A 15576-nucleotide genomic window follows, 5' to 3' on the forward strand; every position below is an offset into this window, starting at 1 on the left:
TAGACCTACCCTGTCAACGTCACTCCTGCCGCGCGAAGCGGGCTTCGACGTCGGGTCGCTGCGCCAGCCGCGGCGGGAAGCCGGGGCCGCGGCGCATGCGCGTGTCGTCCGGCGTCATCGGTTCGCGGCACTCCGCGCAGACGATTTCGGCGTGCGTGTCGTGCCCGCAGGCGAGGTGGTGGACGGTGATCGGCGGGCCGGCTTCGGCGGCGAGCCACTTGTCGCCCCACCGCGTCATCGCGAGCAGGACCGGGTAGAAGTCGCGGCCCTTTTCGGTGAGGACGTAGTCGTAGCGCACCGGCTCGCTCTGGTAGGCGACCTTCTCCAGCAGCCCCTCCTCGACCAGCCGCTTGAGCCGGTCGGCGAGGGTGTTGCGGGCGATGCCGAGCGCCTGCTGGAACTCGTCGAAGCGGCGGACGCCGTAGAAGGCGTCCCGCAGCACGAGCGGGGTCCACCAGTCGCCGAGGAGGTCCATGGTGCGCGCGATCGAGCACGGCCACTGCGCGAACGAGGTCCGTTTCATGCGGCCGAGCGTACGCCGTTTTCGAGAAGGACTCAGCAGGTCAGCCGCATGACCACCCGGCGTGCGGTGGGGCGGCTGACCTCGGTGAAGCCCGCGTCGGCGAAGATCCCGGCCGTGCCGACGAACAGTTCGGCGGGCCAGGCGACCTTCTGCCCGGGCGCGACCAGCATCGGGTAGCCCTCGACCGCGCGGGCACCGTGTTCGCGGGCGAAGTCCGGGACAGCCTGCACCAGCGCGGCACTGACCCCGCGGCGCCGGAAGCCTTTGCGGGTGACGAAGCACGTCACCGCCCAGACGCTGTCGTCCGCCGGGTCTTCGTCGCGGCCGGCCCAGACGACGCGGCTGCCGAGCAGGTGCGGGTAGGCCGTGCGTGGCTCGACCGCGCACCAGCCGGCGGGCTCGCCGTCGAGGAAGGCGACGAGCCCGGTGGCGTGGTCCGCGGTCTGCGCGCGGAACCGTTCGGCCCGCTCCGGCGGGGTGCCCGCCTTCCACTGCGCGGGCGTCTGCTTGAAGTACTGGCACCGGCAGCGGGCGGGATCCCCGCGGTCGCCGAAGATCGCGTCCAGGTCCGCCCAGGAGGCCTCGTCGACGGGTACGACAGTCAGCATCCGCCCGACGTTAGACCAGGTGCCCGGTGGTGACGTCGACGTGCTCGGGCACCTCGTCGTGCGCGTCGCCGACCGAGAGCGTCCCGGCCGGCTCGACGAGCAGCACGCTCGCGCCCGTCTTCGACGACGGCTTGTGGAACGTCCCCTTCGGCACCACGAAGACCTGGCCACGCGACAGCGTGACGACGCGCTCGTCCGGGTCGCGCACGCCGATCTCGATCTCGCCGTCGAGAACCAGGAAGAACTCGTCGGTGTCGGTGTGGACGTGCCAGACGTGCTCGCCGTCGAACCGGGCGAGCCGGATGTCGTAGTCGTTGACGCGGGTGACGATCCGCGGGCTCCAGGCGGCGTCGAAGGTCGCGAGGACTTCGTTCAGGTCGATCGGGTTCATGCCCACCATGGTCGACCTGGCTTTTCGCCGACGCGAGTGCTAGGAATCGCACATGCCGCAAGAATTCTCGCACCGGGTCGTCGCGATCGTGACGGCGGAGTCGAACCCGTTCGAGATGGGTGTCGCGACCGAGCTGTTCGGCCTGCGGCGCCCGGAGCTGGACCGGCCCTGGTACGACTTCACGCTCTGTGCCGCGACCCCGGACGTGCGGATGAACCTCGGCATGTTCACGCTCACCGGCGTCGCCGGCATCGAGGCGGCCGACACGGCGGACACGCTAATCGCCCCGGCCCGGCCGGACACCGGCGTGCCGACGGACCCGGCGGTCATCGCGGCGATCCGCCGGGCCGCCGCCCGCGGGGCCCGGCTGGTCAGCTTCTGCACGGGCGCGTTCGCGCTGGCCGAGGCCGGCGTACTGGACGGCAAGCGGGCGACCACGCACTGGCAGTGGGCGGCGGAGTTCGCCGCGCGGTTCCCCGCGGTGCGGTGGGAGCCGGACGTGCTGTTCGTCGACGAGGGCGACGTCCTGACGGCGGCGGGCAGCGCGGCCTCGCTCGACCTGGGCCTGCACCTCATCCAGCGTGATCACGGCGCCGAAGTCGTCAACGCGGTCAGCCGCCGCCTGGTGTTCACCGGCCACCGCGACGGCGGGCAGCAGCAGTTCATCGCGCGGCCGGTGCCCGCGGTCCCGGAGACGTCGCTGGCGCCGGTGCTCGCGTGGGCGCTGAGCCGCCTGGACCAGCCCTTGACGGTGACCGACCTGGCGACGCGCGCGGCGACCAGCCCGGCGACGCTGCACCGGAAGTTCCGCGCGGAGCTGGGCACGACGCCGCTGGCGTGGCTGACGACGGAGAGGGTGTCGCTGGCGTGCCGCCTGATCGAGCGCGGCGAGCTACGGCTGGACCGGGTGGCTTCGGCGAGCGGCTTCGGCACGGCGGCCAACTTGCGTCTGCAGCTGCGCCGGCACACGGGGTTGAGCCCGAGCGCGTACCGCCGCCGGTTCGGCCCCGCCCTCGTGAGTGGCAATTAGGGTTCTAACCCGAAATACCACTCACGACATCTTTCAGCGCAGCCGACAACGCGGCCTGCTGCAACCGGGCCGGGTAGGCCTCCGGGTCCGCCGCGGCCAGCACGTTCAAGCCCTCCACCAGGCCCACCAGGCTCTTCGTCGTCAGCTCGAGCCGCTCGTCCGTCCACTCCGGACGGCACGCCGCCACCAGCCGCCGGATCCGGGCCAGGAACGAGTGGTTCGCCACGCGGTGGCGTTCGGCCAGGTCCTCGTCGGCCAGGGCCGCCGCGAGGAACCCGACCCACACGCGGGATTCCTCGAGGTGGCCGTGCGGCAGGTCGACGGCCTGGCCGAGCACCGCCGCCAGCGCGCCGGACGCGTCCGCGCTCGCGGCCTCGGCGGCGTCGGCGCGGACGGCGGTGCGCGCGTAGAGCAGGTCGCGCGCGTGCAGCAGCAGCGCCTTCTTCGCCGGGAACGCGTGCATCACCAGGCCGGTCGTGCAGCCGGCGCGCTCGGCGACCGCCCGCAGCGTCAGCCCGGGCAGGCCGTCCTCGGCGAGCACCCGCCAGACGGCGTTCGACAGCAGCTCCCGCTGCGCCTGGACGTCACGCTGCTTCGGCACGGGAACCTCCTTCCGAGGTAGCGTAACAGCTGCTACGGTAACAAGCGTTACGAAACGGGGGTACGACCTGATGATCGACTGCACCTTCGCGATCGAGCCGGTGACCTGGGACGATCCCGACGCCGTCCGGCTGCGCGCGGCCCAGCGCACCGAACTGGACGCCCGCTACGGCACCGACGACCACGAGCCCGGCGCGGCCCCGACCGCGGACACCGTCGCGGTGTTCCTCGTCGCGCGGGACGCCGGCGGCACGGCCGTGGCCTGCGGCGGGCTGCGCCTGCTCGGCCCGGGATCGGGTGAGGTCAAGCGGATGTACGTCGACCCGCCGGCCCGCGGCACCGGCGTCGCGACCGCGGTGCTGCGCGCGCTCGAAGACCACGCGCGCGGCCTGGGCATCGGCCGGCTGCTGCTGGAGACGGGCACCGGCCAGCCGGACGCGATCCGCTTCTACCAGCGCGAAGGCTACGAACCCATCGACGCTTATGGGCCGTACGTCGGCGAAGCGCTCTCGCGGTGTTTCGCCCGCGACCTGTGATCGGTTTTCCGATGGCCACCCCAGCCTGAGCTATTGGTGGCCGGGAGCGCACCGGGCCTACCGTCGAAGGCACGGCGATCTGGGGTTCTTTTCGCCGTTCCCTTCACGAAACCGGAGTTTCCCTTGCGCATCAAGCAGATCGGCGCCGTGCTGGCCGCGGCCGCCGTCTTCGCCCTGCCGGCGGCCCCCGCGACGGCGGCGTCGAGGATCATCCCCCTCGACGCCGGCACCGGGCAGCAGCCGGAAAACATCGCCCTGGAGCCGGACGGCTCCGCCGACCTCACCTTCGCCTGGACCGGCGAAATCGGCCGGGTCACGCCCGGTGGCCGGGTGAGCGTCCTCGCCCGCGTCCCGGTGCCGGCCGACGGCGACATCCCGGTCGTGCACCGGAAAATCTTCCTCGGCGGCATCGTCCGGGCACCCGGCGGCGACCTGTACTTCGCCGTCTCGACGGGCACCGCGGCGACCGGCCTCTACCGGGTCCGGCCCGGCGGCACCCCGGTCCAGGTCGCTTCCCTGCCGCCGTCCGGGTTCCAGAACGGCGTCGCACGCGACCCGGCTACCGGCGACCTGTTCGTCGCCGACTCGTTCGGCTCGACGGTCTGGCGGGTCTCGCACGGGCGCGTGACCGCCTTCGCCACCGGCGACCTGCTCGCGCCGGTGACCGGCTTCGGCGCCAACGGGATCAAGGTCCACGCCGGCGCGGTCTGGGTGTCCAACCTGGACCGCGGCACGCTCGTCCGGTTCCCGCTCACCGGGGCACCGGGCCGGGTCGTCGCGTCGGGTCTCGGCCCGGTCGACGACTTCGCGTTCCACGGCGGCACTGTCGTCGCCGCGGTCAACCAGGACAACCGGGTCGTGACGATCGGCCGCGACGGCGCGCGGACCGTTCTGTCCACTTCGGACGGGCTGGCGAACCCGACCGCGGTCGCCGTCCGGGGCGACACGGTGTACGTCACCGACGGCGCCTACTTCGGCGGATCGCCGAACCTCCTCCGCGCCTCGCTCACCAGGTAGCGCAATTTGCATTGTGCAGATCGCACGTGCCGATCACCGATGATCGGCACGTGCATCCGCACGCGAGCTGTGCACACTCGCCGTCACGGAACCGCCGCGCACCGGCGAAATGGTTGCTGTGCGCCAAATCCCTCGGTATGTTTGCGCCGTCCCGGCCGGGCCGACAGCGGCTCCCGGGACTCGCTCTGCTCGGTCGCTGCGGGGAGGCTGACGCCGAGAGAGCGCTTTCCGGAGGTAGGGGTCGCCGCCGGACAGGAGGGAAGCAGTGCCTTGGTGTACCCGGGGACGGTCATGGACGACCGCGTGACCGAGCCGTACCTGGTCGGTCAGGAAGCGATCGCGGGCGAGCTCAGCCGCGGCAAGTGGTGTGTCTACCTGCACGAATGGCTCGGCGACGAGTACGACCTGCCGACGTGGCGGATGCAGGTGGCCGAGCACGCGGCCGAGTTCGGCGTCGACGTGTGCTTCATGGACATCCCGCGCAAGGACATGACGCTGGTGGCGAACGCGCACGCGCTGCCGAGCTTCGAGCAGGTCACCCAATCCGTGGCGGCGCTGGAGCACTACCGCGCGACGGTCGCCGACCGCCGCCGCTCGGCCCAGTGACCGGGGCGCGGATCACGGCGTCGCCGCGCGCTGCTGTTCCGCCAGGAAGTGCGCCGTCTCCGCGGTGGCCTCGTACAACGCCCGGTAATGCCGGTAGAACTCCTCGTAGCGCGCAAAGTTCGCCGGATCCGGCGTCACCGTCGCTGCGATCGGGTTGCCCCGCGCCGGTTCCATCCCCACGGCCTCCGCCGCGAGCAGCGCGTCACCCAGGCAGGCCCCGATCGTCTCCGCCGGGATCTGCTGCGGCAGCCCGGTCACGTCCGAGACGATCCGCGTCCACAGCCCGCCCTTCGTCCCGCCGCCGACCGCGACCAGCCGGCCCGCCGCGCCACCCGCCGCCGCCATCGCCTCCAGGTTGTGCCGCACGCCGTACGCGGTGCCCTCCAGGGCCGCGCGGTAGATCTCGGCCCGGCCGTGCGACGTCGTGAGCCCCGCCAGCACGCCGCGCGCGTCCGGGTCGAACAACGGCGTCCGCTCGCCCGCGAAGTACGGCAGCATCAGCAGCCCGCGGCTGCCCGCCGGCACCGAAGCCGCCTCCGACACCAGATCCGCGTACGAGCCGCCGGTCAGTTCGCGCAGCCAGCCCGTCACCGCGCCGGACGTCGCCATGCCCGCCGCGAGCGTGAAACTGCCCGGCGTCACCCCGCGCGTACCCCACAGGCCGGGGTGCGGACGCGGTTCGGTGAGCACCTGGACCAGGAACATCGTCGTGCCGTACATGACCATCACGTCACCCGGCTCGCGGACCCCGACGCTCGCCGCCTCGGCCCACGCGTCGACCGTCCCCGCCGTCACCGGCAGCCCCTCGGGCAGCCCCGTCAGCGCCGCCGCGGCCGCGGTCACCTCTCCCGCGACCTCCGTCGGCCACAGCAGTTCCGGCAGCGCCAGCCCCGGTGCGACGTGCGAAGCCCAGTCCTCGGCCCACTTCCCGGCCGCGAGGTCGTACATCGGCGTGCACTGGCTCGCCGAGTGGTGGTCCAGGACGTACCGGCCGGTCAGCCGGTGCACCAGGAACGAGCTCGCCATCAGCAGCTTGCGGGTGCGCGCGTAGACGTCCGGCTCGTGCCGCGCCAGCCAGCGCACCTTCGGCCCGACCGCCTGGCTCGTCAGCGGCGAACCCCCGCGCGCCAGGATTTCGGCCGCCCCCAGTTCGGCGTTCAGCGACGCGATCTCCGCGCCCGCGCGGGTGTCGACGCCGTAGAGGATCGCCGGCCGCAGCGGCTCGCCCGTGGCCGACGCCGGGAGGAGGCACGGCCCGATGCCGCTGACCCCCAGCCCGGCCAGCGGCCGCCCTTCGGCGGCCCGCAGCAGGTCGGCGATGATCGCGGAGAAGTCCGCCCACCAGACCTTTTCGGCGTCGTGCTCGAACCAGCCCGGCCGCGGCGTCGAGACGGTGTGCTCCCGGACGGACCGGGCGAGCACCGCGCCGCCGGGGTCCACCAGCACCCCCTTCGAACCGGCCGTGCCGATGTCCACGCCGAGCAGCAGTCCCGTCATCCGCCCCTCCACGGACTCACCCTGCGGGAAATCGATTACCACCACGCTATGGTGTGCCGAGAGCACTGTCAACGAGAGCGAACGAGGACGCGCGTGGCGACGATCTCCGACGTGGCGGCACTGGCCGGCGTCTCCACCGCGACCGTGTCCAGGGCGCTCAACGGCAAGTCCACTGTGGACCCGGTGCTGGCCGAGCGCGTCGCCCGGGCCGTGGCGGAACTCGGCTACACGCCGAACGGCCTCGCGCGCAGCCTGCGCCGCCGCGAGACCGCGGTGCTGGCGCTCATCATCTCCGACGTCGAAAACCCGTTCTTCACGGCGATCGCGCGCGGCGTCGAGGACGCGGCACAGGCGGCCGGGTACTCGGTGATGCTGTGCAACTCCGACGAGAACACGGCCAAGGAACGGCGGTACGTCGAGGTCGCGGCGCAGGAGCGGCTCGCGGGCGTGATCATGTCGCCGACCACCGGCGGCAGCGACGTCCGGCCGCTGACCACGCACCGGACACCGATCGTGACGGTCGACCGCCGCCTCGACTCGGCGGACTGCGACGCCGTGCTCCTCGATTCCCGCGCCGCGGCCCGGGAAGCCGTGCTCCACCTGGCGGAAAACGGCTACGAGCGGATCGGCTGCATCGCCGGCCCACCGGGCGTCACCACGGCGGACGACCGGCTCGACGGTTACCGCGACGGACTCCGCGCCGCGGGCCGGAAGTACGCCGCGAAACTGGTGCGCCGCTGCGAATTCCGGGAAACCGGCGGCCGCGAAGCCGCGGTCCAGCTGCTGACCCGGCCCGACCCGCCGGACGCGCTCCTGGTGTCCAGCAGCACGATGTCCGTCGGCGTGCTGCAAGCGCTCGCGGAACTCGGCCGGCGGCCCGGGCGCGACGTCGGGATCGTGTCGTTCGACGACGCGCCGTGGGCGACGCTGATCTCGCCCGCGCTCACCGTCGTCGCCCAGCCCGCCCACGCGATGGGCCAGCTGGCCGCGCGGCTGCTGCTCGACCGCATCGGCGACGGATCCCGCGCGACGACCACCACGACGATGGCCGCGCAGCTCATCGTCCGCGGCAGCTCCGCCCGTCAGTCCGCCCGAAGTGACGCTTGACACACCCCGGGATCGCCCCTAGCGTCGAGTAATCGATTACTCCCATCTTCCGCCGACGCGAGGGGTGTCATGGAAGAGCCGGGTACCCCGCTGGTCGCGCTGACCGGCATCAGCAAGGCCTACGGCGGCGCGCTCGCGTGCGACGGCGTGGACTTCACCGTGCGCCGCGGCGAAGTCCACGCGCTGCTCGGGGAAAACGGCGCCGGCAAGTCGACGCTCGTGCGCATCCTGTCCGGGGACATCACCGGGTACCGCGGCACGATCGAGGTCGACGGCGAGCCCGTCGTGTTCGGCGGCCCGGCCGACGCGCAGCGCCGCGGCATCGCGCTCATCCCCCAGGAACTCGACCTCGTCCCCGGGCTTTCCGTCGCCGCCAACATCTTCCTCGGCCGCGAGCCGCACACGAAGCTCGGCGCGGTCGCGCGGCAGCGCATGCACCGCGAGACGCGCGAACTGCTGGCCCGCACCGGGATCGCGCTCGACCCGAAGCGCGCCGTCGGCGAGCTGCGCACCGGCGAGCAGCAGCTCGTCGCCATCGCCAAGGCCCTCGCGCTCGACGCGCGCGTGCTGGTCATGGACGAGCCGACGTCCGCGCTCACCGGCGCGGAGGTGGAGCGGATGGTCAAGGTGATCGACGAGCTGCGCGACGCGGGCGCCGGCATCGTCTACATCTCCCACCGGCTCGAGGAGATCGGCCGGCTCGCCGACCGCGCGACCGTCCTGCGCAACGGCCGGGTCGCCGCGGAGTTCACCGCCCGCGACCTGACCGTCGAGCGGGTCACCGAGGCGATGATCGGTCGCCCGGTCCAGGCGTTCTTCCGCGTCAAGCACGGCGAAACCGGCGACGAACTGCTCCGCCTCGACGACTTCGCGCTGCAGCCGCGGCGGCACCGGCCCGGCCGCCGGGAGCCCGCAGGCATCACGCTGACCGTCCGCGCCGGCGAGATCGTCGGCCTGGGCGGGCTGCTCGGTTCGGGGCGCACGGAACTGCTGGAGACGCTGTTCGGGGCCGGGACACCCGGCCGGTGGCACGGCCACGTTTCCCTCGGTGGCAGTGAAATCCGGCCGAGAAGCCCGCGGCACGCCGTCCGGCTCGGGCTGGCGCTGGTCCCCGAGGACCGCCGGATCGCCGGCCTGGCGCTGCCCCACTCCGTCCGCGCCAGCACCGCGCTGTCCGTTGTGGACAGACTGGCGACGGCCGGTTTCCTGACCCGGCGGCGGGAGAACGACACCGTCGCGAAGGTGCTCGGCGACCTCAAGGTCAAGGGGGCGCTCACCGACCCGGTCGGCACGCTCTCGGGCGGCAACCAGCAGAAAGTCGTGCTGGGCCGCGCGTTGCTCACCGAACCGCGGCTGCTCCTGCTCGACGAGCCCACACGCGGCGTCGACGTCGGCGCGAAGGCCGAGATCTACCAGCTGCTGGCCGCCGCGGCCGCCCGCGGCATCGGCGTCCTGCTCGCCTCCTCCGAGCCGGCCGAGCTGGTCGGGCTGTGCGACCGCGTCGTCGTCCTGCACGACGGCCGCGGCGCCGCCGAACTCGACACGCACGACGCCGGCGAAGCCGAGCTGCTCGCCGCCGCGATGGGGGCAACGGATTGACCACCACCGAGTTCCTGCCGCGGCGCGACGTCGTGACCGCGCTGTTCCGCTTCCAGAGCCTCTTCGGCCTGGTCCTGGTGCTCGCCGCGGCGATCGTGTTCTCGCCGAGCCACGACGGTGAACTCGTGTTCCTCAGCGGCGAGAACCTCTTCAACGTCGTCCGCGCGATCGCCGAGATCGGCATCATCGCGGTCGGCATGACGTTCGTGATCCTGGTCGGCGGGATCGACCTGTCGGTCGGCGCGGTGCTCGGGCTGGCCGCGGTCGGCTCGGCCGTGCTGCTGGTGGACGACGGCTTCGGCGTGCTCCCGGCGGTGCTCGTCGTGCTCGCCGCCGGCCTGGTTTTCGGCCTGCTGCAGGGCATCGCGTCGGCGGTCTTCGGCATCCAGGCGTTCATCGTCACCCTCGCCGGGCTGCAGGTCGCGCGCGGGCTGGCGCGGATCTGGTCGGGCGGGCAGGGCGTCGCGATCGCGTACGGCGACGGCCCCGGCGAGGCGCCCGTCGCGTTCTCCCTGCTCGGCGAGCGGACGTTCAACGGGCTGGTGCCGATCCCCGCGGTGATCTTCGCCGTGGTCGCCGTCGCGGCCATCGTCTTCCTGCGCACCAGCGCGTTCGCGCGGCACGTCTACGCGATCGGCGGCAACGAGAAGGCCGCACGACTCTCCGGCGTCGCCGTCACGAGGGTGAAAGTGCTGGTCTACGGCCTGAGCGGGCTGCTCGCCGCGCTCGCCGGGATCATCCACGCCGGCCAGCTGAACCAGGGCAGCCCCAACGACGGCAGCGGCTACGAGCTCGACGCGATCGCCGCGGTCGTGATCGGCGGCACGGCGCTCTCGGGCGGTCGCGGCTCGGTGTCCGGCACCGTCGCCGGCGCGCTGCTGCTGGGCGTGCTCAACAACGTCCTGGCGCTCAACAGCGTCGACCCCAACGTGCAGCTCCTGATCAAAGGCCTGGTCATCGTGGTCGCCGCGGGTCTGCAGCGGCTGCGTCCGACACCGTAGAGGGGAAGAAAGAGATGTCCGGCAAGCACTTCGCGCTACCCGCGCTCGTCCTGCTCCTGGCCGCGTGCGGCACCACGCACGAGAACTCGGGGCAGGGCGCGACGACGTCCGCGGCGGCCTGCAAGGGCGCCGCCGGGAAGTACACGATCGGCGTCAGCCAGGCCAACCTCAGCGAGCCCTACCGCAAGCAGATGGACGACGACATCGCCCGCGCGGCCCGCGGGGTGCCGCAGTTCACCGTGAACTTCGCCGACGCGCAGCAGGACAACTCGAAGCAGGTCGCCGACGTCGAGAACTTCCTGACGCAGCGGATCGACCTGCTGATCATCAGCCCGAACGAGGCCACGCCGCTGACCGCCGTCGTCAAGAAGGCCTACGACAAGGGCATCCCGGTGCTGGTGCTGGACCGCAAGGTCGACGGCGACGCGTACACGCAGTGGATCGGCGCCGACAACGTCGACATCGGCCGGCAGGCGGGCCGGTATCTGGCGGACAAAGTACTGCCCCAGGGCGGGAAGATCGCCGAGATCCGCGGGCTCGCCGGGTCAACCCCGGCCAAGGAGCGCCAGGACGGCTTCGCGAAGGGCATCGAGGGCCGCGGCATCGACATCGTGACCACTGTGGACGGTGACTGGCTGCGCGAGAAGGGCCAGCAGCAGGCCGACGCGATCTTCAAGGCGCACCCGGAGATCCAGGCCGTCTACTCCCAGAACGACCCGATGGCCGAAGGCGCGTACCTCGCCGCGAAGGCCGCGGGCCTGGACCGGAAGGTCAAGTTCATCGGCATCGACGGCCTGCCGATCCCGTCCGGCGGGATCAAGGCGGTCGAGGCCGGCCGCCTCGCGGCGACGTTCGTCTACCCGACGGGCGGGCGCGAAGCGGTGGCGTCGGCGAAGAGCATCCTCGTCGACTGCGCGAAGCCGGCGAAGACGCAGATGCTGCCGACGCAGCTGGTCACGCAGGCGAACGCCGCCGAGGTGTACGCGCGGGGCAACCGCTGATGGCCCGGATCGGCGTCCTCTCGCCGTCCAACGGCCGCGACTACGTCCACAGTGGAATCGCGGGCTTCGTGCGGGAGAACGAGGACCGCTTGGTCGCGGCGCTCGTGGCGGAGGGCCACGACGTCGTCCGGGCGTCGGCGCCGATCTCGGCCGGCACACTGGCGACGTCGTCCGAGCGCGAGCTCGAGGCGGCCGGCGTCGACCTGACCGTGCTGCACTACTGCGTCTGGGCGTTCCCGCACTTCACGATGCTCGCCGCGGGCGCGTTGACCGGGCCGCTGGTCCTGGTGGCCACCCTGGATCCGGTGCAGCCGGGCATGGTCGGCATGCTCGCGGCGGGCGGCGCGCTCGACCAGATCGGCCGGCGGCACACGCGGCTCTGGGGCGCCCCGCCGGACGTCGTCGCCCCGATCGGGGTCCTCGCCCGGGCGGCCGATGGGCATGAACACGGCCGTCGCCAACACGGACCAGTGGCAACGCGAGTTCGGCATCGACGTCGAGGAGATCGACCAGTGGGAGGTCGTCTGGCGGGCGGAAGCGGCCGACCCGGCGGAGAAGCGCGGGGCGCGGGAGTGGCTGGAGCGGCAGATCGGCGCGTACCTCGTGATGCGTTCACTGATTTCGGAGGGGAGCCTGGACTTCACCGGCATCAAAGGGGCAGCCCGAGCTGACGCAGCACTTCGCGACGATGGACATCGCGGCGCCGGGCGAGATGACGTTGGCCAGGCTGACCCGCCTGGACGGCCACTACCGGCTGCAGCTCATGCTGGGTTCGTTCGAAAACTACGACGAGGAAACGACTTCGGCACTGGGGGCGCGGTCGACCCCGGAGTGGCCCCACGCGTTCGCCCGGCTCGACACACCGGCGTCGACGTTCTTGTCCCGTTTCGGGGCCAATCACATCCACGCGGTGCCGGGCGACCGGCGGGCTGAGCTGCGGGCGGTGTGCGAGCTGATGGGGACAACCCTGGACGAGTTCACCCGCGGGTGAGCGGAACTGTCGGTCCCCTCCGCTAGCGTGGAAACCGGGGGCTGCTCGCTCGCTTGACTTCAACCTTCCTCGAACTTCTACCGTCGGCACCATGACCACTGCCCCGCCCATCCCCCGCGCGGTCTGGATCGCCTCCGGCGTCATGGCCCTCGGCGGTTTCCTGGGCAACATGGACGGCTCGATCGTCGCGGTCGGGCTGGAATCGATGAGGCTGCACCTGGGGGTCAGCCTCATCGAAATCCAGTGGGTGGCGACGGCCTTCCTGCTCGGCCTCTCCGCCGCCCTCCCGCTGACCCCGTGGCTCGTCAGGAAACTCGGCGCCGGACGGCTCTGGCTCTGGGCCCTGGCCGCGTTCCTGCTCACGTCGATCGCCTGCGCCCTCGCCCCGGACGCCGGCACGCTGATCGCCTTCCGCGCCCTGCAGGGCATGGCCACCGGAGTCATGGTCACCGCCGGGCAGACCGTGATCGGGCTGGCCGTCGGCCCGGACCGGCTCGGCCGCACCATGGGCACGCTCGGCCTGGTCGTCGGGCTGGCGCCGGTCGTCGGGCCGAGCGTCGGCGGCTTCCTGCTCGCGCACTTCTCCTGGCCGGTGCTGTTCTGGCTCAACCTGCCGATCGGCCTGCTCGCGTTCGGCCTGGCGCTGCGGTACGTCCCGCGCGGCGACCGCGGGCAGCCGCCGCCGGTGGACTGGCCCGGCCTGGCCCTGATCACTCTCGGCCTGCCGCTGCTCGTCTACACGCTCACCGAGCGGAACGCGCTGTTCGCGGCCGTCGGCGCCGTCGCGCTCGCGGCGTTCGTCCGGCGTTCGCTGCGCGTGCGGCACCCGGTGCTGGACCTGCGGCTGGCCGCGCGGCCGGTCATGGGCCCGGCGCTGGCGTCGGTCCTGCTCGCCGGCGCCGGGATGTTCGGCGCGGTCCTGGTGCTGCCGCTGTGGTTCCAGGTCCGCCTCGGGGCCGGCCCCGCCGAAGCCGGCGTCCTGCTCGCGCCGATGGGCCTGGCCACGACGGTGTTCGTGCTCGTCGCCGGCCGGCTCACCGACCGCCACGGCGGCGGCACCGTCTCGCTCACCGGGTCGGTGGTGGTGCTGGCGGCGACCGTCCCGCTACCGTGGCTCGGCCCGGACGCGCCGATGTGGCTGATCCAGGTGCTGCTCGTGGTCCGCGGCGCGGGACTCGGGCTGTCGATCATGCCCGCGTCGACGGCGGCGTACGCGTCGGTCGCCGCCGGCGAACTCGGCCACGCGACGGCGTTGGTCAACATCGTGATGCGCGTGGGCGGCGCGGCCGGGGGCGCGTTGTGCGTGATCGTGCTGTCGCGCGGCCTCACCGCCGGCCCGGCGACCGGGTTCGGCTGGGCCTTCGGTGTCCTGGGTGCCGTGTGCGCGCTCGGCACCGCGGCGACGGCGTGGCTCCGGCACGCGGAGCGTACGTCCACAGTGGACACCACGGCCTGATCCACCTGGGAACCTGGCGCGAACCCCCGATTGGTGATTTCCTGGAGCCGGACAACCACTGTCGGTAAAGGGGAAGGGCTGGCATGGCGGGGGTAGCGAAGCTGTTGACCGCGACCGCGGTACTGGGGAGCCTGCTGGCGGCGACGCCGGCGAACGCGGCCCCGGCGGCGATCGACTGGCAGCCGTGCGCGGACGCGCCGGGCGTGGACTGCGGCACGGTGACCGTGCCGATCGACTGGGCCCACCCGGATCGCGGCACCGCGAGCATCGCGCTCGCGCGGCGCAAGGCCACCGATCCGGCGGCGCGCATCGGGTCGATCCTGATGGACCCGGGCGGCCCCGGCGGGCCGGGCGCCGGCGAGGTCGAGGCCGGCTGGTCGCTTTCGCCGGAGATCACCAAGCGGTTCGACACCGTCGGTTTCGACCCGCGCGGCGTCGGCGGCAGCACGCAGATCAAGTGCGGGCTCGACGAAGTCATCGCCGACCACCCGGAAGTTCCGCGCAACCAAGCCGAATTCGAGCAGCTCGCGGCGTACAACCGGAAGCTCGGCGAGAGCTGCAACCGGCTTTCCGGGCCATTGGGCCGGTTCGGCGACACCGCCAGCGTCGCGCGGGACATGGACGCGATCCGCGCCGCGCTCGGCGACCGGAAGCTGACCTATTACGGGGTTTCCTACGGCACCCTGATGGGCCAGCAGTACGCCGAGTTGTTCCCGGACAAGGTCCGCGCGCTCGTGCTGGACAGCAACATGGACCATTCGCAGTTCACCGCGTTCCAGTTCCTGAACAGCGAAACGCAGTCGGTGCAGGCGGAGTTCGGCGAGTTCGTCGCGTGGTGCGACCGGACGCCGAGCTGCGCGTTGCACGGCCGGGACGTCTCGAAGCTGACGCGAGACCTGCAGGACAAAGCCGCGCGCGGGGAACTGAAAGACCCGCAGAGCGGTGAGGTCGTCACGCCGCTTTCGCTCGCGGGGCTGATCCAGGGCTCCTTCTACGGCCCGAGCTGGGACAGGCTGGCGACGGTCCTCAAGTCGCTCGCGGACGGCACCCCGCCGCCCGCGTCGGCGCGGCTGAAGGACGACATCCCGGTCAACACCGTGTTCCAGAGCGTGTTCTGCGACGACTGGAACCTGCCGGTGCACAACTACGCCGAGCTCGAGGCCTACCGCCGGACGGCCGCGGCGCTCGCACCGGACGTCAAGGTCAACTCGCTGGGCTGGCGGGCGGTCACCGGCTGCGTCGGCTGGCCGAACAAGACCAGCAACCCGCAGCACCCGCTGCAGGTCCACGGCGCGCCGCCGTTGCTGATGCTGAGCAGCAAGTACGACCCGGCGACGCCGTACGCGTGGTCGCAGGCCGCGGCCCGGCAGAGCGGCAGCACGTTGCTCACCTACGACGGCTGGGGCCACGGCGCGTACTCCAAGAACAGCCAGTGCGTGATCAAGGCAACCGACGACTACCTGATCACCGGCAAGCTCCCGGCGCGCGGCACGCACTGCGCGGCGGTGGAGCCGGGGTCGGCCGAAGCCCGGATCGCCGGGCCGAAACCGCCGTCGACGATCGGCTTCTGACGCTTCCGTCGCGTGGCCGGAACGAGGCACAATCGTTCCGGC

Annotated in this window: 17 protein-coding genes; 12 read left to right on the forward strand and 5 right to left on the reverse strand. The window is 72.4% G+C overall.

Going from position 1 to position 15576, the window contains the following annotated elements:
- Nucleotides 1-19 precede the first annotated feature (19 nt).
- From BLV96_RS13390 to BLV96_RS13400, 3 genes are read right to left on the reverse strand one after another with little or no spacing between them, the layout of a single operon-like run.
- Nucleotides 20-523 (reverse strand): winged helix-turn-helix transcriptional regulator, encoded by a 504-nt coding sequence (locus BLV96_RS13390; protein WP_086673465.1) that lies wholly within the window; start codon nucleotides 521-523, stop codon nucleotides 20-22.
- Nucleotides 524-555: 32 nt separating this feature from the next.
- A complete protein-coding gene (locus BLV96_RS13395; RefSeq protein WP_086673463.1) occupies nucleotides 556-1131 on the reverse strand; it encodes a GNAT family N-acetyltransferase in 576 nt (191 codons plus the stop codon).
- Between the two features lie 10 nt (nucleotides 1132-1141).
- A complete protein-coding gene (locus BLV96_RS13400) occupies nucleotides 1142-1531 on the reverse strand; it encodes a cupin domain-containing protein (RefSeq protein WP_086673461.1) in 390 nt (129 codons plus the stop codon).
- A gap of 43 nt (nucleotides 1532-1574) precedes the next feature.
- Between BLV96_RS13400 and BLV96_RS13405 the strand changes: the two genes are divergently transcribed.
- The gene (locus BLV96_RS13405; protein WP_086673459.1) at nucleotides 1575-2552 is read left to right on the forward strand and encodes a helix-turn-helix domain-containing protein; all 978 of its coding nucleotides are present in this window, start codon (nucleotides 1575-1577) and stop codon (nucleotides 2550-2552) included.
- A gap of 4 nt (nucleotides 2553-2556) precedes the next feature.
- Here BLV96_RS13405 and BLV96_RS13410 read toward each other — a convergent pair whose 3' ends face one another.
- Nucleotides 2557-3153 carry a TetR/AcrR family transcriptional regulator gene (locus tag BLV96_RS13410; RefSeq protein ID WP_086673457.1) on the reverse strand — a complete coding sequence of 199 codons (597 nt, stop codon included), beginning with the start codon at nucleotides 3151-3153 and terminating at the stop codon, nucleotides 2557-2559.
- 70 nt (nucleotides 3154-3223) lie between these two features.
- Here BLV96_RS13410 and BLV96_RS13415 point away from each other — a divergent pair, with 70 nt between their 5' ends.
- From BLV96_RS13415 to BLV96_RS13425, 3 genes are all read left to right on the forward strand, one after another.
- Nucleotides 3224-3688, forward strand: coding sequence for a GNAT family N-acetyltransferase (locus tag BLV96_RS13415; protein WP_086673455.1), 465 nt, complete (start codon nucleotides 3224-3226; stop codon nucleotides 3686-3688).
- 123 nt (nucleotides 3689-3811) lie between these two features.
- Nucleotides 3812-4705 (forward strand): SMP-30/gluconolactonase/LRE family protein, encoded by an 894-nt coding sequence (locus BLV96_RS13420; RefSeq protein ID WP_244180209.1) that lies wholly within the window; start codon nucleotides 3812-3814, stop codon nucleotides 4703-4705.
- A 291-nt stretch (nucleotides 4706-4996) separates the two neighbouring features.
- Nucleotides 4997-5311 carry a hypothetical protein gene (locus BLV96_RS13425; RefSeq protein WP_208608226.1) on the forward strand — a complete coding sequence of 105 codons (315 nt, stop codon included), beginning with the start codon at nucleotides 4997-4999 and terminating at the stop codon, nucleotides 5309-5311.
- Between the two features lie 12 nt (nucleotides 5312-5323).
- On the opposite strand, the gene BLV96_RS13430 is transcribed toward BLV96_RS13425, so the two are convergent.
- Nucleotides 5324-6808, reverse strand: a complete 1485-nt coding sequence (locus BLV96_RS13430) for an FGGY-family carbohydrate kinase (protein WP_086673451.1) — start codon at nucleotides 6806-6808, stop codon at nucleotides 5324-5326.
- Nucleotides 6809-6901: 93 nt separating this feature from the next.
- Here BLV96_RS13430 and BLV96_RS13435 point away from each other — a divergent pair, with 93 nt between their 5' ends.
- From BLV96_RS13435 to BLV96_RS13465, 8 genes are all read left to right on the forward strand, one after another.
- Entirely contained in the window at nucleotides 6902-7915 is a 1014-nt protein-coding gene (locus BLV96_RS13435; protein ID WP_086673449.1) for a LacI family DNA-binding transcriptional regulator, read from the forward strand.
- 69 nt (nucleotides 7916-7984) lie between these two features.
- Nucleotides 7985-9514 carry a sugar ABC transporter ATP-binding protein gene (locus BLV96_RS13440; RefSeq protein ID WP_086673447.1) on the forward strand — a complete coding sequence of 510 codons (1530 nt, stop codon included), beginning with the start codon at nucleotides 7985-7987 and terminating at the stop codon, nucleotides 9512-9514.
- Nucleotides 9511-10515, forward strand: coding sequence for an ABC transporter permease (locus BLV96_RS13445; protein WP_086673445.1), 1005 nt, complete (start codon nucleotides 9511-9513; stop codon nucleotides 10513-10515). The genes BLV96_RS13440 and BLV96_RS13445 overlap by 4 nt, the downstream gene beginning before the upstream one ends.
- A 14-nt stretch (nucleotides 10516-10529) precedes the next feature.
- Nucleotides 10530-11516, forward strand: a complete 987-nt coding sequence (locus BLV96_RS13450; protein WP_086673443.1) for a substrate-binding domain-containing protein — start codon at nucleotides 10530-10532, stop codon at nucleotides 11514-11516.
- Nucleotides 11516-12187 carry a hypothetical protein gene (locus BLV96_RS13455; RefSeq protein ID WP_244180210.1) on the forward strand — a complete coding sequence of 224 codons (672 nt, stop codon included), beginning with the start codon at nucleotides 11516-11518 and terminating at the stop codon, nucleotides 12185-12187. The genes BLV96_RS13450 and BLV96_RS13455 overlap by 1 nt, the downstream gene beginning before the upstream one ends.
- 17 nt (nucleotides 12188-12204) lie before the next feature.
- Entirely contained in the window at nucleotides 12205-12507 is a 303-nt protein-coding gene (locus tag BLV96_RS50655) for a hypothetical protein (RefSeq protein WP_244180211.1), read from the forward strand.
- Between the two features lie 91 nt (nucleotides 12508-12598).
- Nucleotides 12599-13963 carry an MDR family MFS transporter gene (locus tag BLV96_RS13460; protein WP_086673440.1) on the forward strand — a complete coding sequence of 455 codons (1365 nt, stop codon included), beginning with the start codon at nucleotides 12599-12601 and terminating at the stop codon, nucleotides 13961-13963.
- A gap of 83 nt (nucleotides 13964-14046) precedes the next feature.
- Entirely contained in the window at nucleotides 14047-15534 is a 1488-nt protein-coding gene (locus BLV96_RS13465; protein WP_086673438.1) for an alpha/beta hydrolase, read from the forward strand.
- The last annotated feature ends 42 nt before the right edge of the window (nucleotides 15535-15576 follow it).

Source organism: Amycolatopsis pretoriensis, assembly GCF_900107925.1.
Classification (GTDB): Bacteria; Actinomycetota; Actinomycetes; order Mycobacteriales; family Pseudonocardiaceae; genus Amycolatopsis; species Amycolatopsis pretoriensis.

Coding starts and splice junctions, on each gene's coding strand:
- BLV96_RS13430 (WP_086673451.1), bottom strand. CDS start 6,808: ATGACGGGACTGCTGCTCGGCGTGGACATCGGCACGGCCGGTTCGAAG.
- BLV96_RS13390 (WP_086673465.1), bottom strand. CDS start 523: ATGAAACGGACCTCGTTCGCGCAGTGGCCGTGCTCGATCGCGCGCACC.
- BLV96_RS13450 (WP_086673443.1), top strand. CDS start 10,530: ATGTCCGGCAAGCACTTCGCGCTACCCGCGCTCGTCCTGCTCCTGGCC.
- BLV96_RS13400 (WP_086673461.1), bottom strand. CDS start 1,531: ATGGTGGGCATGAACCCGATCGACCTGAACGAAGTCCTCGCGACCTTC.
- BLV96_RS13460 (WP_086673440.1), top strand. CDS start 12,599: ATGACCACTGCCCCGCCCATCCCCCGCGCGGTCTGGATCGCCTCCGGC.
- BLV96_RS50655 (WP_244180211.1), top strand. CDS start 12,205: ATGGACATCGCGGCGCCGGGCGAGATGACGTTGGCCAGGCTGACCCGC.
- BLV96_RS13425 (WP_208608226.1), top strand. CDS start 4,997: ATGGACGACCGCGTGACCGAGCCGTACCTGGTCGGTCAGGAAGCGATC.
- BLV96_RS13395 (WP_086673463.1), bottom strand. CDS start 1,131: ATGCTGACTGTCGTACCCGTCGACGAGGCCTCCTGGGCGGACCTGGAC.
- BLV96_RS13440 (WP_086673447.1), top strand. CDS start 7,985: ATGGAAGAGCCGGGTACCCCGCTGGTCGCGCTGACCGGCATCAGCAAG.
- BLV96_RS13455 (WP_244180210.1), top strand. CDS start 11,516: ATGGCCCGGATCGGCGTCCTCTCGCCGTCCAACGGCCGCGACTACGTC.
- BLV96_RS13465 (WP_086673438.1), top strand. CDS start 14,047: ATGGCGGGGGTAGCGAAGCTGTTGACCGCGACCGCGGTACTGGGGAGC.
- BLV96_RS13405 (WP_086673459.1), top strand. CDS start 1,575: ATGCCGCAAGAATTCTCGCACCGGGTCGTCGCGATCGTGACGGCGGAG.
- BLV96_RS13415 (WP_086673455.1), top strand. CDS start 3,224: ATGATCGACTGCACCTTCGCGATCGAGCCGGTGACCTGGGACGATCCC.